General features: G+C 71.8%; 20 protein-coding genes and 1 pseudogene. 8 read left to right on the forward strand and 13 right to left on the reverse strand.

The genetic code is table 11. From position 1 onward, the window contains the following. The 7 genes and pseudogenes from KME77_RS25315 to pyrG all read right to left on the reverse strand — a co-directional run. Positions 1–732 (reverse strand): annotated as a pseudogene (locus KME77_RS25315) (pseudouridine synthase); the annotation flags it as partial. Next, positions 729–1,292 (reverse strand): SMC-Scp complex subunit ScpB, encoded by a 564-nt coding sequence (gene scpB / locus KME77_RS25320; protein ID WP_308250897.1) that lies wholly within the window; start codon positions 1,290–1,292, stop codon positions 729–731. The pseudogene KME77_RS25315 and the gene scpB, both read right to left, overlap by 4 nt. A 436-nt stretch (positions 1,293–1,728) precedes the next feature. Continuing rightward, positions 1,729–2,526: a segregation and condensation protein A gene (locus tag KME77_RS25325; protein WP_308250894.1), complete on the reverse strand. Its 798-nt coding sequence runs from the start codon at positions 2,524–2,526 to the stop codon at positions 1,729–1,731. Beyond that, positions 2,523–3,452, reverse strand: a complete 930-nt coding sequence (locus tag KME77_RS25330; protein WP_443679676.1) for a ParA family protein — start codon at positions 3,450–3,452, stop codon at positions 2,523–2,525. The genes KME77_RS25325 and KME77_RS25330 overlap by 4 nt, the downstream gene beginning before the upstream one ends. Before the next feature lie 116 nt (positions 3,453–3,568). Next, on the reverse strand, positions 3,569–4,492 hold the full coding sequence (locus KME77_RS25335; protein WP_308250895.1) for a site-specific tyrosine recombinase XerD: 924 nt from the start codon (positions 4,490–4,492) through the stop codon (positions 3,569–3,571). Further along, positions 4,489–5,112 (reverse strand): NUDIX domain-containing protein, encoded by a 624-nt coding sequence (locus KME77_RS25340; protein WP_219471440.1) that lies wholly within the window; start codon positions 5,110–5,112, stop codon positions 4,489–4,491. The genes KME77_RS25335 and KME77_RS25340 overlap by 4 nt, the downstream gene beginning before the upstream one ends. Next, a complete protein-coding gene (gene pyrG / locus KME77_RS25345) occupies positions 5,109–6,773 on the reverse strand; it encodes a CTP synthase (protein ID WP_219471441.1) in 1,665 nt (554 codons plus the stop codon). The genes KME77_RS25340 and pyrG overlap by 4 nt, the downstream gene beginning before the upstream one ends. A 110-nt stretch (positions 6,774–6,883) precedes the next feature. On the opposite strand from pyrG, the gene KME77_RS25350 reads away from it, so the two are divergent. The 4 genes from KME77_RS25350 (at position 6,884) to KME77_RS25365 (ending at position 10,293) form a co-directional block, all read left to right on the forward strand. Continuing rightward, on the forward strand, positions 6,884–7,546 hold the full coding sequence (locus tag KME77_RS25350) for an acyltransferase (RefSeq protein WP_246610716.1): 663 nt from the start codon (positions 6,884–6,886) through the stop codon (positions 7,544–7,546). Further along, complete coding sequence (locus KME77_RS25355; RefSeq protein WP_219471442.1) at positions 7,543–8,286, forward strand: MgtC/SapB family protein; 744 nt, start codon at positions 7,543–7,545, stop codon at positions 8,284–8,286. The genes KME77_RS25350 and KME77_RS25355 overlap by 4 nt, the downstream gene beginning before the upstream one ends. A gap of 71 nt (positions 8,287–8,357) precedes the next feature. Then, positions 8,358–9,485, forward strand: coding sequence for a nitronate monooxygenase (locus tag KME77_RS25360; RefSeq protein WP_219471443.1), 1,128 nt, complete (start codon positions 8,358–8,360; stop codon positions 9,483–9,485). A gap of 40 nt (positions 9,486–9,525) precedes the next feature. Further along, positions 9,526–10,293 carry a GntR family transcriptional regulator gene (locus tag KME77_RS25365; RefSeq protein ID WP_219471444.1) on the forward strand — a complete coding sequence of 256 codons (768 nt, stop codon included), beginning with the start codon at positions 9,526–9,528 and terminating at the stop codon, positions 10,291–10,293. On the opposite strand, the gene KME77_RS25370 is transcribed toward KME77_RS25365, so the two are convergent. Then, positions 10,247–12,631, reverse strand: a complete 2,385-nt coding sequence (locus tag KME77_RS25370) for a GcvT family protein (protein ID WP_219471445.1) — start codon at positions 12,629–12,631, stop codon at positions 10,247–10,249. The two genes, KME77_RS25365 and KME77_RS25370, sit on opposite strands and share 47 nt — an antisense overlap. A 60-nt stretch (positions 12,632–12,691) precedes the next feature. Here KME77_RS25370 and KME77_RS25375 point away from each other — a divergent pair, with 60 nt between their 5' ends. Then, complete coding sequence (locus KME77_RS25375; RefSeq protein ID WP_219471446.1) at positions 12,692–13,591, forward strand: phosphotransferase; 900 nt, start codon at positions 12,692–12,694, stop codon at positions 13,589–13,591. Positions 13,592–13,632: 41 nt separating this feature from the next. Next, entirely contained in the window at positions 13,633–14,241 is a 609-nt protein-coding gene (locus KME77_RS25380) for a DUF4126 domain-containing protein (protein WP_219471447.1), read from the forward strand. A gap of 33 nt (positions 14,242–14,274) precedes the next feature. On the opposite strand, the gene KME77_RS25385 is transcribed toward KME77_RS25380, so the two are convergent. Genes KME77_RS25385 through KME77_RS25395 form a run of 3 tightly spaced genes read right to left on the reverse strand, consistent with a single transcriptional unit; the run spans position 14,275 to position 16,825 of the window. Next, complete coding sequence (locus KME77_RS25385; protein ID WP_219471448.1) at positions 14,275–15,072, reverse strand: alpha/beta fold hydrolase; 798 nt, start codon at positions 15,070–15,072, stop codon at positions 14,275–14,277. A 3-nt stretch (positions 15,073–15,075) separates the two neighbouring features. Further along, entirely contained in the window at positions 15,076–15,996 is a 921-nt protein-coding gene (lipP1, locus tag KME77_RS25390) for a LipP1 family hormone-sensitive lipase (RefSeq protein WP_219471449.1), read from the reverse strand. Beyond that, the gene (locus tag KME77_RS25395; RefSeq protein ID WP_219471450.1) at positions 15,986–16,825 is read right to left on the reverse strand and encodes a glucose 1-dehydrogenase; all 840 of its coding nucleotides are present in this window, start codon (positions 16,823–16,825) and stop codon (positions 15,986–15,988) included. The genes lipP1 and KME77_RS25395 overlap by 11 nt, the downstream gene beginning before the upstream one ends. 159 nt (positions 16,826–16,984) lie before the next feature. Here KME77_RS25395 and KME77_RS25400 point away from each other — a divergent pair, with 159 nt between their 5' ends. After that, entirely contained in the window at positions 16,985–17,581 is a 597-nt protein-coding gene (locus KME77_RS25400) for a hypothetical protein (protein WP_219471451.1), read from the forward strand. Further along, on the forward strand, positions 17,568–18,167 hold the full coding sequence (locus KME77_RS25405) for a Uma2 family endonuclease (RefSeq protein WP_308250896.1): 600 nt from the start codon (positions 17,568–17,570) through the stop codon (positions 18,165–18,167). Before KME77_RS25400 ends, KME77_RS25405 begins: the two co-directional genes overlap by 14 nt. An 8-nt stretch (positions 18,168–18,175) precedes the next feature. Here the strand turns inward: KME77_RS25405 and KME77_RS25410 are convergent, their stop codons facing one another. Together KME77_RS25410 and KME77_RS25415 are read right to left on the reverse strand one after the other, a co-directional pair. Next, positions 18,176–18,736, reverse strand: a complete 561-nt coding sequence (locus KME77_RS25410) for a hypothetical protein (protein ID WP_246610717.1) — start codon at positions 18,734–18,736, stop codon at positions 18,176–18,178. 40 nt (positions 18,737–18,776) lie between these two features. Beyond that, a partial coding sequence (locus KME77_RS25415) for a rhodanese-like domain-containing protein (RefSeq protein ID WP_281424255.1) occupies positions 18,777–19,233 on the reverse strand: 457 nt, incomplete at its 5' end.

Genomic DNA, 19,233 nt, shown 5'->3' on the forward strand with positions numbered 1-19,233 from the left:
GCCGCGGTCGTCGCGCCGCTGGGGACGGTAGCCGTCGCGGTCGCCGCCTTCACGGCGGTCGGAGCGGTAGCCGCCCCGGTCGCCGCCGTAGGAGCCGCGGCGGTCGTCGTCGCGGGAGGGCGTACGGCCGTAACCGCCCCGGTCGGAGCGGGAGGCGTCGTAACGGCCCTCACGGGAGCCGCCGCGGTCGCCACGCTGGGGGGCACGGTCGCCGCCGCGCTCGGACCGGTAGCCCGAACGGTCGGAGCCCGAGCGGTCGGACCTGTAGCCGCCCCTGTCGGAGCTTGGGCGGTCGGACCGGTAACCCGGACGGTCGGAGCCTGAGCGGTCAGATCGGTAGCCCGGGCGGTCAGAGCTTGAGCGGTCTGGCCGGTAGCCCGAGCGGTCGGAGCCCGAACGGTCGGACCGGTAAGCCGGGCGGTCGCCGGAGGCGGGCCTGCCGTAGCGGGAGCCTCCGCGGTCGGCGCGGAGCGAGTCACGGTCGCCGCCGCCCCTGGGGGCGCTGTCGTCGCGGCGCGATCCGCCGCGGAACCGGTCCCGGCTGTCGCCGCCCCGGTCGTCCCTGTCATTCCTGAAGTCGTCGTCACGGCGGGAACCGCCACGGAACCCCTCACGACGGGGGCCGCCGCGTGAGTCGTCGGAGCGGAAGGCGGGACGCCCGCCACGGCTCGCGCCGCCGGTGCGTCCACGACCGCGTCCATCACCGGACGGGGTGCTGCGCCTGTTGATCACTTTGTTGTCTCCTCGAGGTTTTCCACGTCGTCGGGGAGGAAGGGGGCCAGCTCGGGGAGCTCGCCGATGTCCTTCAGTCCCAGGCGTTCAAGGAAGTATGAGCTTGTCCGGTAGAGCACTGCCTGGCTCTCCGGGTCGGTGCCGGCCTCTTCGACCAGCCCCCTGGCGACGAGCGTGCGCATGACGCCGTCGCTGTTGACGCCGCGGACCGCGGCGACCCGTGCACGGCTCACCGGTTGCCGGTAGGCCACGACCGCGAGGGTTTCCAGCGCGGCCTGGGTGAGCCGGGTCTGCTGGCCGTCGCGGACGAACCGCTCGACCAGCTGGGCGCAGTCGGCTCGCGTGTAGAACCGCCAGCCTCCCGCGACTTCTCTCAGATCGAAACCCCGTCCGGCGTCGGTGTATTCCGCCGACAGGGCACGAAGCTCGGCGGTCACCTCGTGGGTCGGGCGTTCGAGGACCTGCGCCAGGGTCATCTCGGGGACGGGCTCGTCGACCACCATGAGGATCGCCTCGATCGCCGCCTTGAGCGTGGGGCCGCCGTCCTCCGGAGCCGGCACACCGGCCTTGAGCTGCTCGGGTTCGTCGAACCTGTCAGGCTCGTGCGACTCCCCGGACGCGCCCGTCGCGCCACCACTCGCCGCACCGGCGCCGGATGGATGGGGCACCGCGAGGGCGTCGTCTGCCGGCGGGTTCTCCTCAGCGGCCGACTCGGCGAACGGCGGGTCGCTGACGAACGGCGGGTCGCTGACGGGCGGCGGGGCACTGACGGGCGGCGGGGCACTGATGAGCGGCGAGTCGCTGACGGGCGGCAAGTCGTCGGCCGCACGATCGTCGGCCACCTCGTCGGCGGGGGCGGAAGGCGGGCCATCCAGGTCGTCCGCGTCGCCCTGCTCGTCCGAATCGTCAGGTGTGTTCTCGTCCGCCGACGCCATCGCCCCCGGCAACGTCATCCAGGCGGGCAACGGCTCCCGCCCGCCCGTCTCCTCGTCCCGGTCAGTCATCGCCAGCCTTCTCCGCGCTCTCCTCGTAGTCGTCCCCCACCGAGACGTCCCCGTCGTCGGCCCCGGTCCACGTCACGTGCAGGTCGCCCAGTGGCTCGATCTGCTCGAAGGTGACCGCGGACTCGCGGAACAGCTCCAGCACCGCCAGGAAGCGGGCGATGACCTCGAAGGTGCCGTCACAGTCGGCGACCAGGACCCGGAAGGTGGCCCGCCGCAGCCGCCGCAAGCGCGAGACCAGGATAGCGGCTTGCTCCCGCACGCTGGCCAGCGGCTGGTAGATGTGCCCGACGTTGACGGTGGGCGGCAGTTTGGGGGTGAAGGCGCGGCCGGCGATGCGGGCGAGGTCGTCGGGGGTGATGCCGAGGATGAGCTCGGGCAGCAGGTTGGCGAACTGCGCCTCCATGGGCACCGTACGCGGGAAGCGCAGGGCCTCCAGGGCCATGCGCGCGGAGAAGACCTTGGCCACCTCCTTGTACGCCTTGTACTGCAGCAGCCGGGCGAACAGCAGGTCGCGGGCCTCCAGCAGGGCCAGGTCCTCCTCGTCCTCGACCTCGCCGGAGGGCAGCAGCCGGGCTGCCTTGAGGTCGAGCAGGGTGGCGGCGACCAGCAGGAAGTGGGAGGTCTGGTCGAGGTCCCATTCGGGGCCGCGGGAGCGGATGTAGGCGATGAACTCGTCGGTGACCTTGGACAGGGACACCTCGGTGATGTCGAGCTTGTGCTTGGCGATCAGCCCGAGCAGCAGGTCGAAGGGGCCCTCGAAGACGTCCAGATGAACCTGGAAACCGGTCACCCAGCCATTGTCGCAGGTGCGGGCCAGCGCGAGAGCACCTCGCGGGCCAGCTCACGGTAGGCGGCGGCGCCCAGTGACGACGGGTCGAAGGTGGTGATCGGCTCGCCGGCGACCGTGGAGTCGGGGAAGCGCACCGTACGGTTGATGACGGTGTGGAAGACCTTGTCGCCGAAGGCGCCCATGAGGCTCTCCACGACCTCGCGCCCGTGCAGGGTGCGCGCGTCGTACATGGTGGCGAGCAGGCCCTCGATGACGAGATCGGAGTTGATCCGCTCCTGGACCTTGGCGATGGTGTCCATCAGCAGCGCGACGCCGCGCAGGGCGAAGAACTCGCACTCCAGCGGCACGATGATGCCGTGGGCGCAGGCGAGCGCGTTGACGGTGAGCAGGCCCAGCGAGGGCTGGCAGTCGATGAGGCACACGTCGTAGTGCGGCAGCAGCGGCTTGAGCGCCCTGCCCAGCACGTACTCGCGGCCGACCTCGGTGACGAGCTGGACCTCCGCCGCCGACAGGTCGATGTTGCAGGGCACCAGGTCGAGGTTCTCCACACCCGTCTGGAGCAGCACCTCCTCGGCGGAGATGTGCTTGTCCATGAGCAGGTTGTAGGCGCTCATCTCCAGCGAGTTGGGGTTGATGCCCAGGCCGATGCAGAGCGCGCCCTGCGGGTCGAAGTCGACCAGCAGCACCTTGAGCCCGTACTCGGCCAGCGCGGCGCCGAGGTTGATGGTCGTGGTGGTCTTGCCCACCCCGCCCTTCTGGTTGACCATCGCCACCACGCGCGCGGGCCCGTGTGTCTGCCGGGGCACCGGCTCGGCGAACACCGGGCGCGGGCGCCCCGTGGGGCCGAGATTCACCTCACGCCTGCCGTTGTCGCCCCAGGAGCTTTCGGAGGCCCCCGAGGTCGCACCGTTGGTCGTCACAGTCACCAGCTCGAACCTCCCTGACGATCCCGAACCGGACCGTCCGGACGGACACTATGGCGTCACCACTTAACGCGGCAAGGCGGCACGCCGGGATACCGCGCGTCGCAAAAGACTATAGATCACTGCCGCGCGCGCGGATGCGCGGCGGCGTAGACCTCGCGGAGCTTGTCGACCGTGACCAGGGTGTAGACCTGGGTGGTCGTCACCGAGGCGTGGCCGAGCAGCTCCTGGACCACCCTAACGTCGGCGCCTCCGTCCAGGAGGTGGGTTGCGAAGGAATGCCGGAGAACATGCGGAGATATCCCGCGAAGTCCGGCGCGTTCGGCGGCGGCCTGCAGCACCTCCCAGGCTCCCTGCCTGGTCAGCCGCCCGCCGCGGGCGTTGAGGAAGGCGGCGGGGGTGCCCCTGCCGTGGGCGACGAGCCCGGGACGGGCCCTGACCAGGTACGCGTCCAGCGCCGAGCGGGCGTAGCGGCCCAGCGGCACGACCCGGGTCCGGCCGCCCTTGCCGCGCAGCCGCACCTGGTCGGCCTCCAGGTCGTCCACGGCCAGGCCGACGGCCTCGGAGATGCGGGCGCCGGTGCCGTACAGGACCTCCAGGAGTGCCCGGTTGCGCAGGGTCAGGGGGGCGCCGTCGGGGCCGGAGGCGGCGATGAGGCGTTCGACCTCGTCGACGGTGATGGCCTTGGGCAGCCTGCGCAGCTGCCGCGGCGGGCGCACCTCGTGGGCCGGGTCGTGGGCGGTGACGCCCTCGCGCAGGGCGAAGCGGTGCAGCCCGCGTACGGCCGAGACCGCCCGCGCGGCCGAGCTGGCCACGAGGGCGGGGTGGTCGCCGTCGCCCTCGCGCAGCGCGGCGAGGAAGTCGAGGACGTCGGCCTCGCCCACCTCGCCGAGTGAGCAGCGGCCGAGCGTCTGCAGGTGTTCGAAGTATCGGCGCAGGTCACGCCGGTAGGAGGCGAGCGTGTTAGCAGCCAGGCCCCGCTCCACCGCCAGATGGGCGAGGTAGCTGGAGAGCACCGCCTCCACGAGAAGTCCTTCCGTCACGCCTCCGGGGCGTCGGCGGGGCGCAACAGGGCGAATCCCTCGACCGAAGCCGCATACGCGGCGAGGATACCGGCCACGGACGGGGAATTGTGGATCATTCCCATGAGCACCTTTTCGACCGCGTCGGGCAAAGGGACCCATTCGACCGGCATGTCGATTTCCTCGTGCTCGTGCACGAAGCCGTTCTCCTCGTCCGGGATCTTCGTCAGGTCGCGGGCCAGGAACACCCTGATCCGCTCGTCCGACATGCCGGGCGAGGAGAACAGGTCGACCAGGGTGTACCAGGTACCGGCCCGGTACCCGGCCTCCTCGGCCAGCTCGCGGGCGGCCCCGGTGACCAGCGCCTCCCCGGCCACGTCGCGGATCCCGGCGGGCAGCTCCCACAGCAGGTGCCGCGTGGGGTGGCGGTACTGGCGGATGAGCAGGACGCGGTCCTGCTCGTCCAGGGCGAGCACCGCGACCGAGCCGGGGTGCACGGCGTAGTCGCGGTCGGCGATCTCGTCGCGCGGCATGCGGACCGTGTCGGTGACCACCTCGATGACCCGGCCCTCGAACCGGCTCCTCGACTCCACGACTTCCCACGCCTCGGGCGTGTCCTCAACTTTCACGCGCGGATTCACTGGCCCACCTTAGAGGCCACGCGGCTGTCGGCGTACGCCAGGGACGCGCTGATCAGCCCCTTGAACATCGGGTTGGCCCGGGTCGGCCGGGAGCGGAACTCGGGGTGCGCCTGGGTGCCGATGAAGAACGGGTGCGACTCGGCGGGCAGCTCGGTGTACTCGACCAGGCGGCCGTCGGGCGAGACCCCGGAGAAGACCAGCCCGACCTTTTCCAACTGCTCGCGGTAGGCGTTGTTGACCTCGTAGCGGTGGCGGTGGCGCTCGTCGGCCTTGGCCTTGCCGCCGTAGAGCTGCCTGGCCAGGGTGCCCTCGCCGAGCTTGGCGGTGTAGATGCCCAGGCGCATGGTGCCGCCCATGTCGCGCTCGCCGGCGACGACGTCCTCCTGGTCGGCCATGGTGGAGATGACCGGGTGCTTGGTGTCGGGGTCGAACTCGGCGGAGTTGGCGTCCTCGATCCCGGCCATGTTGCGGGCCGCCTCGATGACCATGCCCTGCATGCCGAGGCAGATGCCGAGCAGCGGGACCTTGCCCTCGCGGGCGTGGCGGATGGCGCCGATCTTGCCCTCGATGCCGCGCACCCCGAACCCGCCGGGGATCAGCACGCCGTCGACGCCGTCCAGCTCGCGCTCGGCGCCCTCGGGCGTCTCGCAGTCGTCGCTCTTGACCCAGCGGATGTTGACCCGGGCGTCGTTGGCGAACCCGCCCGCGCGCAGCGCCTCGGTGACCGACAGGTACGCGTCGGGCAGGTCGATGTACTTGCCGACCAGCGCGATCGTGACCTCCTTGGCGGGCCGGTGCACCCGGCGCAGCAGCTCCTCCCACTCCTTCCAGTCGACGTCGCGGAAGGGCAGGCCGAGGCGGCGCACCACGTACGCGTCGAGCCCCTCGGAGTGGAGCACGCGCGGGATGTCGTAGATCGAGGCCGCGTCCACGGCGGAGACGACGGCGTCCTCGTCCACGTCGCACATCAGGCTGATCTTGCGCTTGATCGCGGCCTGCACCGGCCGGTCGGAGCGCAGCACGATCGCGTCGGGCTGGATGCCGATGCTGCGCAGCGCGGCCACGCTGTGCTGCGTCGGCTTGGTCTTCAGCTCACCGGAGGGGCCGATGTACGGCAGCAGCGACACGTGCAGGAAGAACACGTTGTCGCGCCCCACCTCGTGCCTGATCTGGCGCACGGCCTCCAGGAACGGCAGCGACTCGATGTCGCCCACGGTGCCGCCCACCTCGGTGATCACCACGTCGACCTCGGGACCCGCCATGCCCCTGATGCGGTCCTTGATCTCGTTGGTGATGTGCGGGATGACCTGGACGGTGTCGCCCAGGTACTCGCCGCGGCGTTCTTTGGCGATGACGTTGGAGTAGACCTGGCCGGTGGTGACGTTGGCCGAGCCGTGCAGGTCGGTGTCGAGGAACCGCTCGTAGTGGCCGACGTCGAGGTCGGTCTCGGCGCCGTCGTCGGTGACGAAGACCTCACCGTGCTGGAACGGGTTCATGGTCCCGGGGTCCACGTTGAGGTACGGGTCGAGCTTCTGCATGGTGACCCGGAGACCACGTGCCTTGAGCAGGCGACCGAGGCTGGAGGCGGTGAGGCCCTTGCCGAGACTGGAGGCGACACCGCCGGTGACGAACAGATGCTTGGTTTGCGATGCGCTGCGCAAAGGGGCTCCCGTGGGTCGAGGTGTGGTCGATGCGTCCACGGGCTCTCAGGATATCAAACAACGCCCCCGACATGCCCGAACGGCATGACCTAGCGGTAACTTTGGTCGCTATGTCATTCGTACGGCGGGTGATGGGCACGCTGGTTCACCGTGCCTACAAGGCGATCCGCGCGGCAGGGGCCATCACTCCGGCCAGCCCGGGCGGCACCAGGTTCCGGCGGCTGGGCCAGGGCGTCAGCATCGCCTTCCCTCCCGGCGCCATCTTCGGCGAGGAGTGGATCGAGATCGGCGCCGACACGCTGGTCGGCGAGCGCGTGTCGCTCTCGTGCGGCATGTGGCCGGGCGCCGACCTGGGCCCGGACTCGATCCTGCGGATCGGCGCGAGCTGCTCGATCGGCCGGGGCACGCACATCGTGGCGCACCAGTCGGTCGACATCGGCGACGACGTCTTCACCGGCCCGTACGTCTACATCACCGACCAGAACCACGTCTACGACGACCCCGACACGCCGATCGGCAGGCAGTGGCCGCGCAACAGCCCGGTCTCGATCGGGAGCGGGTCGTGGCTGGGCGCGGGCGCGATCGTCCTGCCGGGCACCAAGCTGGGCCGCCAGTGCGTGGTGGCGGGCGGCGCGGTGGTGCGCGGCGAGTTCCCGGACCACAGCGTGGTCGCGGGCGTCCCGGCCAAGCTCGTGCGCAGCTACGATCCCGCGCTTGGATGGCACACACCGGGTATGTCCCTGGCCATGGATCGGCAAGTCACGGCCTCATGAGCCCGCCCGCGGGGAACGTCCAGGTCATGGAGTTCGACCTGCTGCTGCGCCTGGTCGTGGCGGCGGTGCTGGGCGTGGTCATCGGCGTCGAGCGGCAGTGGCGCGCCCGGATGGCGGGCCTGCGCACGAACCTGCTGGTCGCGGTGGGCTCGGCGCTGTTCGTCGTGCTCAGCGCGTACGGCTTCGCCGGCGCGCCCGGCAACCCGGACCCGACCAGGGTGGCGGCGCAGATCGTCTCCGGCATCGGCTTCCTCGGCGCGGGCGTCATCCTGCGTGAGGGCTTCAACATCCGCGGCCTGAACACGGCGGCGACGCTGTGGTGCGCGGCGGCGGTCGGCTCGCTGGCCGGGGCGGGCATGTACGTCATGGCCGTGGTGGGCACGGTGGTGATCGTGGCGGCCAACACGGCGATGCGCCCGCTGGGCCGCCTGCTGGACCGCCGCAGGGCGGCGCGGCGTACCCGCTACCGGTTCGAGGTGACGTGCCGCGACGACGACCAGGCGCGGGTGCGCACGCTGATCGTGGACGCGCTGACCCGGCCGGAGCTGCGGCTGCGCAGCCTGCACAGCCGCGAGTCCGACCGGCGCGGCCAGGTGGAGGTGCACGCGATGGTCGACAGCCTGCGCCGCGACGAGCGGCACTTCGAGGCCGCGACCAGCAGGCTCAGCCTGGACCCCTCGGTCACCTCGGTCTCGTGGACGGTCGAGCACGACGACGACGAGGACGACGAGGACGCGTAGCGGGCTCCGGCCGCGAACCTGCGGCCCTCCGGCAGTGGACCGAACAACCTTCTGACGGTTAGCGTCTGTGCATGCGGACCGCCATCAGCGAGCGTCTCGGCGTCGAGTTCCCGTTGTTCGCCTTCAGCCACTGCCGTGACGTGGTGGCGGCGGTCACGAACGCGGGCGGGTTCGGCGTGCTGGGCGCGATCGCGTACACGCCGGAGCAGCTCGACGTGGAGCTGTCGTGGATCGACGAGCACGTGGGCGGCCGGCCGTACGGGGTGGACGTGCTGGTGCCCGGCAAGGTGGACCCCGCGGCGCTGGACCTGAGCGCCCACCTGGCCGACTTCATCCCCGAACGGCACCGCGACTTCGTCGCCCACCTGCTGTCCAAGTACGGGGTGAGCGCCCCGCCGCAGCCGATGGGCGGGTCGGCGGACGAGTTCGGCAGGCGGGTGACGGTGGCGGGCGCGACCGGGCTCATCGACGTCGCGCTCAAGCACCCGATCGGCCTGATCGCCAGCGCGCTGGGCCCGCCGCCGCCGGAGATGGTGGCCGCGGCCAGGCAGGCGGGTGTGCCGGTGGCCGCGCTGGTCGGCACGGTCGAGCACGCGCACCGGCAGGTGGCCGCCGGGGCGGACCTGATCGTCGCGCAGGGCACCGAGGCGGGCGGGCACACCGGCGAGATCGCCACGATGGTGCTGGTGCCGCAGGTGGTGGACGCGGTCGCGCCGGTCCCGGTGCTGGCGGCCGGCGGCATCGCGGACGGCCGGCAGATGGCGGCGGCGATGGCGCTCGGCGCGCAGGGCGTGTGGTGCGGCTCGGTCTGGCTGACCACCGAGGAGGCCGAGACGCCGCCCTCGGTCAAACGCAAGATGCTGGCCGCCTCGTCACTGGACACCGTCCGGTCCAGGTCGCGTACCGGCAAGCCGGCCAGGCAGCTCAGATCGGCCTGGACCGAGGAGTGGGACTCCGCCCCGGAGAGCCCGGGGGCGCTGGCGATGCCGCTGCAGATCCTGGTGGCCGAGGCCGCGATGGCGCGCATCGGCGCGGCGGCCGAGCGCGGCGAGCCGGGGGCCGTGGAGCTGGCCAACTACTACGTCGGGCAGGTCGTGGGCCAGCTCGGCCAGGTGCGGCCCGCCCGTGAGGTGGTGTACGCGATGGTGAGCGAGTTCGCCGACGCGGTCGAACGGCTGGGCAGGCTGTCGGCGGACTAGGGAGCGCGCCGCCCGGCGGCCGGGGAACTAGAATGCGCGGATGGTCGGCACCCCCGAGGTCGAACGCGGCACCGGGGTGCCCGCGCACGTGCAGATCGAGCGCTGGATCCTCGGCTCGATCGCCGGCGGCGAGATGGCGGTCGGCGACCGGCTGCCCGGCGAGCGGGAGCTGGCGGCCGGCCTCGGCGTGAGCCGCATGACGCTCAGGCAGGCCCTGGCCACCCTCGAACGCGACGGCGTGCTGGTCAGGATGCCCGGCAGGGCCGGTGGCGCGTTCGTGGCCGACCCGCGCGTGGAGTGCGACCTGACGGGGCTGGCGGGCTTCACCGAGCAGATGCGGCGCGCGCACCTGACGGCCGAGGCCAGGGTGCTGGTCGCCGAGACCGTCCCGGCGCCGGCGTCCGTGGCGGGCGCGCTGCGCGTCGCGACCGGCACTCCCGTGCACCAGGTCGCCAGGGTCCGCTCGGCCGGGCGCTCCCCCGTGGCGCTCGAACGCTCCTTCTTCCCGGCGCTGCCCGGCTTCCTGGCCGAGGACCTGAGCGGGTCGCTGTACGCGCTGCTGGCCGACCGGTACGACCTGGAGCCGCGCACCGCGGTCGAGCACCTGGACCCGGTCGTCGCCTCGCCGGCGGAGGCCGCCGAGCTGGAGGTCGAGCCGGGCACGCCGCTGATGCTGATCGAGCGCACGGCCTACGCGGCCGGCGGCGGGCCGGTGGAGTTCGCCCGCGACCTGTTCCGGCCCGACCGGGTGCGCATCTCGGTCAGGAGCGGACCCGGTGGCCCTCAGGGTCGTACAGGGGGTCGCTGACGACGGTCGCGGCCACCCAGGCGCCCTCCACCTCGATCTCGGCCTCGGCGCCGGGCTCGGCCCGCAGGTAGGCGTAGGCGATCGAGCTGCCGACGGTGTGGCCGTAGCCGCCGGAGGTGACGCGGGCGGCGACCCGGCCGTCCAGGCGCACCGGCTCGTTGCCCAGGGCGACGGCGCGCGGGTCCGCCAGGGTCAGGCAGCGCAGCCGCAGCTCAGGGTCCGGGTCGAGGGCGTCCTTGCCGAGGAAGTCCTTGCCCGATTTGACGCAGAAGCCGAGCCCGGCCTCGTACGGGGTGGTCTCGGGGCCGATGTCGGCGCCCCAGACGCGGTAGCCCTTCTCCAGGCGCAGGCTGTCGATGGCCCGGTAGCCTCCGGCCCGCAGCCCGTGCGGCTCGCCCGCGCTCCAGAGGGTCCGCCACAGCGCCAGGCCGTACTCGCTGGAGCAGTACAGCTCCCAGCCCAGCTCGCCGGCGAACGTCACCCTCAGCGCCAGCGCCGGCACGTCGCCCACGGTCAGCTCCCGCGAGGACATGAACGGGAAGTCGAGCGGGTCCGGCGTGACCGGGCCGAGGATGTCGCGGGCGCGCGGCCCCCACAGGGCGAAGCAGGCGTACTGGCCGGTCACGTCCGCGATCCGCACGTCCGCGCCCTTGAGCGCGGCCTGCTTGCGCAGCCAGCCCAGGTCGTGCGAGCCGAACGCGGTGCCGGTGACGATCAGGAACTCCCGCTCGCCCCGCCTGGTCACGGTGAAGTCGCACTCGATGCCGCCGCGCTTGTTGAGCGCCTGCGTGTACGTCACCGCGCCGACCTTGCGGGCCACGCGGTTGTCGCAGACCCATTCGAGCAGCTCGGCGGCGTCGGGGCCGGTGACCTCGATCTTGGCGAACGACGTCTCGTCGAACAGGCCCGCCGTCTCGCGCACGGCCCGGTGCTCGGCCGCCACGGCCGGCGACCACAGCCGTCCCGCCCATCCACGGGGCCTGGCGCCGTCCCCGGCCTCCTCGTTGGAGCGGTAGTAGTTCACCCGCTCCCAGCCGGACTTCTCGCCGAAGGCGGCCCCGTGCTCGGCGTGCCAGCCGTACGCGGGCGAGAGCCGCAGCGGGCGGCCGGCCGAGCGTTCGTGGCCGGGGTAGCGGATGTCGTAGTACGTCTCGTAGTTCTCGACCGAGCGCTTGACCGTGTACGACGGGGAGCGGTACTGGCGGCCGAAGCGGCGGATGTCCATGTGCCAGACGTCCATGGCGGGCTCGCCCTCGACGATCCACTCGGCCATCACCTTGCCGATGCCGCCGGCGCCGGCGATGCCGTGGGCGCAGAAGCCGGCCGCCACGAAGAACCCGCCGACCTCGGTCTCGCCGAGGCAGAACTCGTTGTCCGGGGTGAACGCCTCGGGGCCGTTGATCATCTTGCGGATGCCGACGTCGGCCATGGCGGGCACGCGCCGCAAGGAGTTGTCGGAAATTTCGGTGAATCGGGCGTAGTCCTCGGGGAGCAGGCGGCCGTTGAAGTCCGCCGGGACGGCGTCGTACGACGTCCGCGAGGCCGTCCAGGGGGCGCAGGTGCGCTCGTACCCGCCCATGACCAGGCCGTTGACCTCCTGCCGGTAGTAGACGAGCAGGTCGGGGTCGCGCAGCGTGGGCAGGCCGGTGTGGTCGTGGAAGGCGTCGGTGACGACGTACTGGTGCGACATCGGCACGATCGGGATCCGCACCCCGGCCATCCGGCCGATCTCGGCGGCGAACATGCCGCCGCAGTTGACCACCACCTCGCAGTCGATGTCGCCCTGGTCGGTGCGGACCTTGGTGACCCTGCCGTTCTCGGTGCCGACGCCCAGGACACGGGTCTTCATCCTGATCCTGACGCCGCCCTCGCGGGCCTTGGCGGCCAGCGCGTAGCAGAGCGCGGAGGGGTCGATCTGGCCGTCCGTGGGCAGGTACGCCGCGCCCACGACGCCGTCGGTGTCCATCAGCGGGAACAGCTCGGCCGCCTCGGCGACGGAGATCTCCTCCAGCGGCAGCCCGAACGTGCGGGCCCAGCCGATCTGCCGCCTGATCTCGGCCATCCGCTCGGGCGTGGAGGCCAGCTTGATGCCGCCGCACTCCGTCCAGCCCGCGTCGAGCGCGCGGTAGAGCTCGACCGAGTACTGGTTCATCCTGGTCAGCGTCGGGTCGGCGCGCAGCTGGCCGACCAGCCCCGCCGAGTGGAAGGTCGAGCCGCTGGTCAGCTCGTCGCGCTCCAGCAGGACGACGTCGCGTTCGCCGAGCTGGGTGAGGTGGTAGGCGACGGACGCGCCGCCCACGCCGCCGCCGATGATCACGATGCGGGCCGAGTCGCTCATGGGGGCGACGTTACACGAAAGGTCTAGACCGTTTAGGAGGCGTTGGGGCTAGCATCGACCATGACCGAGATCCTCGACCGCATCCCCCTGCTGTCCGGCGTCCCGCGCTCCGTCGAGGAGCTGCCCGGCGGGCTGACCAACCGCAACTACAAGGTGACCACCCCCGGCGGCGTCTACGTGGTGCGCGAATGGGCCAGCGACGGATCGCTGCTGTCGATCGACAGGGACGTGGAGCACGCCTGCTCCCTGGCCGCCCACGAGGTGGGGGTGGGGCCCTCCGTGCACGCCTACCTGCCGGAGGTGGGGGCGCTGGTGGTGGGGTTCGTGCCGGGCACGACGTTCACCGAGGACTCGCTGCGCGACCCGGCGAACCTGCGGCGGGTGGCGCAGGTGTGCCGGCGGCTGCACGCCGGGCCGCCGTTCACGCGGGTCTTCGACATGTTCGAGGTGCAGCGCGGCTACCTGTCGATCGTCCGCGACCGCGGCTACCGGCTCCCCGACCGGTACCTGGACTTCATGCCCGCCGTCGAGCGGATCCGGGCCAGCCTGGCGGTGCGCGACGTGGAACGGGTGCCGTGCCACAACGACCTGCTGCCCGGCAACATCATCGACGACGGCTCCCGCCTCTGGCTGATCGACTACGAGTACGCCGGCGACAACGACCCCTGCTTCGAGCTGGGCAACATCTGGAGCGAGTCGGACCTGTCGCTGGAGCAGCTGGAGGAGCTGGTCACCGCCTACTACGGCCGGCGGCTGCGTGACAAGATCGCGCGGGCGCGGCTGCTCGGCCTCATGTCCAAGTACGGCTGGACGCTCTGGGCCTCCATCCAGGACGGCGCGAACCAGGCCATCGACTTCGACTTCTGGTCGTGGGGCATGGAGAAGTACGAGCGCGCGATGACCGAGTTCACCTCGCCGGACCTGGAACGTCTCATGGACGAGGCCGCCCGGCCGAGCTGAACCCCGCTCATAGAGGGCCGCCGCTTGGGCAGACTGGGGGCATGTTCGCCGCTTTGACCGGACTCGGGCTCTCCACCGCAGCCGGCCTCAACGCCTACATCCCGCTCCTCGTCGTGGGCATCCTGGCCAACTTCACCGACGCCGTGAAGCTGCCCGACGGCTACTCGTGGCTGTCCAACTGGGGCGTGCTCGCGATCATCGCGGTGCTGCTGGTCCTGGAGATGGTGCTGGACAAGGTCCCCGCCGTCGACAGCGTCAACGACGCCATCCAGACCGCCGTACGGCCGGCGGCGGGCGGGGTCGTGTTCAGCGCGACCAACGCGGCCGCCGAGCTGGACCACTCGACCTGGATGAGCGAGAACCCGTGGGCGGGCTGGCTGCTGGGCATCGTGATGGCGCTGGCCGTGCACGTCCTGAAGGCGACCGCCCGCCCGGTGATCAACGCCGGGACGGGCGGCGTGGGCGCGCCGGTGGCCAGCACGGTGGAGGACGCCGGGTCGCTCGGGATGAGCCTGGTCGCGGTGTTCGTGCCGGTGCTGGTGGTGGTCGCGCTGGTGGCGATGGGGGTGTTCGCCTGGTGGCTGATCAGGCGGGTGCGCCGCTTCCGCGCCGCCCGCCGCGCCAAGCGCGCGTCGAGAGAGGCGCCCTAGCCCGGCGCGGGCGACGCGGGGTGAGTCGGCGGCTCAGGTGGCGCGCAGCCACCTCCTCAGGACGGTCACGAACTCGGCGGGCCGCTCCTCGTGCAGCCGGTGGCTGGAGCCCTCCCAGCACACCACCTTGGACGAGGGGTGCTTGCACAGCGCCGCCTCCCAGGCCGCCCGCTCCGGGTCGCCCCAGAACGACAGCACCGGGCACTCCCTGCGCATCAGGTAGTCGTCGCTGGCCGGGCGCACCCCGATCGAGTCCGGCTGGGTGAACATCGCCTCGAACGCCTGGGCCAGCACGTGCGGCCGCATGCCGTACAGGCGGCGTTTGTGCCAGCGCCTGATGACGGTGGGGGTGGCGGCGTTCGTGCACCATTCGTCGAGCTGGAGGGCGGCGGCGTGCGCGTGCGGGCCGCGCAGGGCGGCGACGGTCTCGGGGAAGCCGCGGGCGATGTCCGCCGTCATGCCGTAGCCGGGATCGATCGCCACGATCTTCCGTACTTTTTCGGGATGTTCCACGGCGAGGATCGAGACGATCTGGCCGCCCATGGAGTGGCCGATCGCGACGACCTGCGGGATGTCCAGCACGTCGAGCAGCGCGGCGAGGTCGTCGGCCATCTGACGCGGGGTGTTGCCCTCGGCGGGCACGCTGGAGTAGCCGTGGCCGCGCAGGTCCACCGCGATCACGCGGTACTTGTCGACGAGCGCGTCGATGTGCCACGCCCACTGGTGGGAGTCGGTGCCCCAGCCGTGGACGAGCAGCAGCGGCGGGCCGACGCCCTGGCCGTCGTCGGTATAGAAGAGCCGGATATCTTGCCCTAGATCGGCATAAGGCATCCTTCAGCTCACCCGTTCCTTGATCGTCGTACAGACCTTGTCCGCCGCCTCCTGGGCGGCCGGGAGCAGCGCGCCCAGGCCGAAGAACGCGTGGAACATCCCGTCGTAGCGCACTAACTCCGTCTCCACCCCGGCGTCCTTCAGCCGGGCCGCGTACGCCTCGCCCTCGTCGCGCAGCGGGTCGTGCTCGGCCGTGAGCACCAGCGCGGGCGGCAGGCCGCTCACGTCCGCGTTGATCGGCGAGCTGTACGGCTCCGCGCGCCGGGCGGGGTCGGGCTGGTAGCAGTCCCAGAACCACCGCATGTTCGCCTTGGTCAGGAAGTATCCCTCGCCGTTCTCCTCGTAGGAGGGCCGGTTCTGCGCGGCGTCGGTGCAGGGGTAGACCAGCACCTGGAACAGGATCGGCGGCCCGCCCTCGTCCCTGGCCTTCAGGCAGGTGACGGTCGCCAGGTTCCCGCCCGCGCTGTCGCCCGCCACCACCAGCTTGGCGGGGTCGGCGCCCAGCTCGCGGGCGTGCTCGTGCACCCACGCCGTGGCCGCGTGGGCGTCCTCGACGGCGGCCGGGTACGGGTGCTCCGGCGCGAGCCGGTAGTCGACCGACACCACGACCGCGCCCGCGCCGGCGCAGAGCATGCGGCAGATGTTGTCGTGCGTGTCGAGCGTGCAGATGGTGAAGCCACCGCCGTGGAAGTAGACGACGACCGGCCGGTCCGCCGGCTCGCCCTCCGGCCGGTAGACGCGCACCGGGACGGTCCCGGCGACTAGCTCCTCCACGCGGCCGATCTCGACCGGCTCGCTCTCCATCGGCGGCATCTCGGCGATGATCCGCCGGGCCTCGACGGGATCGGTCACCTTGGCCCCCACGTCGGGGAACAACGCGCTCATCGCGTCGATGACCGCCCTGGTCAGCTCGTCAACCGCCATCGCGCACCTCACTGTCGCCGTCAGCGCCGTCACCGGCCGCACCGTCTGAGCCACCGGCCGCCTCGGCGTTACTGGCCGCCGTGCGGTTCGGCAGCAGCACCGTCTCGCCGGCCGTCCATCCGCCGTCCACCGCCAGCTCCGCGCCCGTCACGTACGACGCGGCGTCCGAGAGCAGGAACGCGATCGTCTCGGCGACCTCCTCGGGCTCCCCGCACCGCCCGGCCGCCACCAGCGGGAAGTTGCCCTCCCCCGGCACCACCCCGTGCGGCGTGGTCATCGCGGTGACGATCATGCCGGGGTGCACGGAGTTCACCCTGATCCGGTACGGGCCGTACTCGATGGCGGCGATCTTGGTGAGGCCGCGTACGCCCCACTTCGACGCGCCGTACCCGCCCGTGCCGGGCAGGGCGGTGAGCCCGGCCGCCGACGACAGGTTGACGATCGCCCCGCCACCCGCCTCCCGCATCGGCGCCACGACCGACCTGAGCCCCAGGAAGACGCCCACCAGGTTGACCTTGAGCACCCGCTCGAAGTCCGCCAGCGAGTAGTGCTCCAGCAGCGCGGACCGCTCGATCCCGGCGTTGTTGACGAGCCCGTCGATCCGCCCGTGCTCGTCCAGGACCTCCTGCACGACGCTCGACCACTGGTCCTCGTCGGCCACGTCGTGCGGGATGAACCGCCCGTCGACGGCCTTCGCGGTGGCCGTGCCGTCCTCCACCAGAACGTCCGTGATCACCACCCGCGCCCCCGCCGCGGCGCAGCGGCGGGCCGTCGCGGCCCCCAGGCCCCTGGCGCCGCCGGTGATGAGCACGACCTTCCCGTCAAGCATGCGCGGCTCCTTCACAAGCCCTCACAAGCCTTCACAAGCCATCACAAGTACGTGAACTGAATCATGCGCCAGTCGCGCAATCAAGGGCTTGCTTGGCCGCGCACCCACTCCGTACTGGCACTATCCTCAAGGCAGCACAACCAATCAGGAGGTGGGACGATGTCCGAGGTGATCTTCATCGTCCTGGCGGTCCTGGCCTTCCTCGCCCTGGTGGCGGGGGTGGCCGTCTACTTCCTGGTCAAGCTCGGCACCAAGGCCGCGCGCCGCGCCAAACAGGCGGCCACCCAGCTCACCACCCACGTCAACGCCATGGGCGCCGGCGACGCCGGCGAGGTCGAGCGCTTCCGCCTCGACCTGCGCCGCGAGGTCTCGATGACCCGCCAGGCCGTCGAGAACGCCCAGCGCCAGGGCTGGGGCCTCGGCGACCTGCCCCGCCTGCTCGCCGACCTCTCCGCCCAGGCCGACGTCCACGACGCCCACCTCGCCGCGTACGCTCAGCAGAGACGGCAGTCGCCGTACGTCGACCACGCAACCCTCGACCGTCTTCGCGAGCATCAGGCCAAGCTGACGGCCATGTGCGCCCGCATCCGCGCGGACCTGATGAGCGACCAGCTCCAGCACTCGGCCACCGGCATCGACGACCTCAGCTCACGCACCGACATGGAGATCGAGGCCCGGCGCCGCGCCCCTGACCCTCTCGACCAGATCGACGACCTATACCGCAAGTCCCTGCAGGAACGCCGTGACACACCCTGATGACTACCAGCACGCCGTAAGACTTCCGAAAAGAGCGCTGCGCGGATGGGTCGCCCCCAACCCGCCGGGCGGGTGGACCGCCGACATGCTCGACGACCTGCCTCCCGAGGCGCCCCAGCACCTGGAACTGATCAACGGCTCGCTGGTCGTGCCGCCCTCTCAGACGGTGTTCCACATGTACGCCATCCGCCTGCTCGAACGGGGCCTCGTCCCGCCGGGCCACCTGTTCGTGGCCAAGCGGGCGCCCGTGACGCTCGGCAGGCGGCTGCGTCCCGAGCCCGACGTCCTGCTCGTCAGCAGGCCCGTCACGGCCTCCGCCGCGACGTCCTTCGTCCCCTCGGAGGTGCACCTGGTCGTGGAGGTCGTCTCTGCTTTTTCCGAGAATTTGGACCGCGCCATAAAGCCGCCCCTGTACGCGAACGCGGGCATAGCGCACTTCTGGCGGGTCGAGAAGGAGGGTGACACCCTCGTCGCCCACACCTACGAGCTCGACCCGGACAGCCGCGCCTACACCCCCACCGGCGTCCACCACGGCCGCCTGCGCACCGACATCGGCTTCCCGGTGGACATCGACCTGGACGTTTAGCCGGCCGGTCAGCCGGCTCCCCACTCCCGGTGGACGAACGCCTCGTACTCGGCCGCGCCGGCCCCGTTGTTGAGCAGGGCCCGCGCGGCCTGTGCCTGCCGCGTGGTCGGCAGCTGCCCCTCCAGCAGGACGGGCAGCGCGAGCCGCCGTGCCAGCACCTCGCGGGCGGAGATCCCGTGCGGCCTGCGCACCACCGCCACGTTCACCCGCAGCGCGTGCTCGTTGCCCGCCGGCACACCAGGCCGGTCGACCTCGATCGCGCTGTAGCGGAACCCGTTGGCCAGGTCGCACGGCGCGCACCCGGCCGGCCCCCTGCTCAGCCTGCCTCCGCAGCCGGGGCAGGTCAGCCGGTCGTAGGCGGCGTCCACCACCCGCCACAGGTGCCGGTCGGGCTCGTCCACCACCATCTCGGCGATGCCCCGCTCGTCGGCCTGCCCGGTCTGCCCGAACTCCCTGCTTAGGAACTCCCGCCACCCGTCCTCGACGATCCCGTCCACGATCGCGGCACATCGGGCGCACTCCGGCGCCCCGGCCGGTTCCCAGTGGGAGCACTCCTCGCAATGCCGCACGTGAGCACCGTACAAGGGCGCCACCGCCCCCTTCACCTGGTTATCGGATCACCCGGAAGTGGTGGGTGCCGTCCCGTTCGAGTTGCTCGACCAGGCCGAACTCCCACGTGAGGTAGGCCTCCATGGCCTCCCGGGCGTTGCCGGTGCCCTCGTACGGGCGCCGGTAGCGGTCCTCCGGCTCGACGGCGTAACGGGCCGGGTCCGACTCCAGTGGCGCGACGGCGCTCCAGGCCGCCGTGCCGCCGTCCAGCGCGAACACCGGTGCGGGGGTGAGCCGGCGCAGGTCCGCCGCGGCGAAGCGGGCCAGCACGCCGGTCGGCGAGGTGACCACGAACCGTTCCACCGGGCCGACCGCGCCGATCGCGCCGAGGGCGGCGCGCAGCCGCGCCCGGATGGCGTACCAGGCGCCGGGGACGTGGCCGGCGGCGTAGTCCCGGCTGGGCGCGACGTCGATGACGACCGTGCGGGGCCGCGGCCGATCACCGGGTGCGGGCCGG

This window comes from Nonomuraea rhizosphaerae, from assembly GCF_019396405.1.
GTDB classification, from domain to species: domain Bacteria; phylum Actinomycetota; class Actinomycetes; order Streptosporangiales; family Streptosporangiaceae; genus Nonomuraea; species Nonomuraea rhizosphaerae.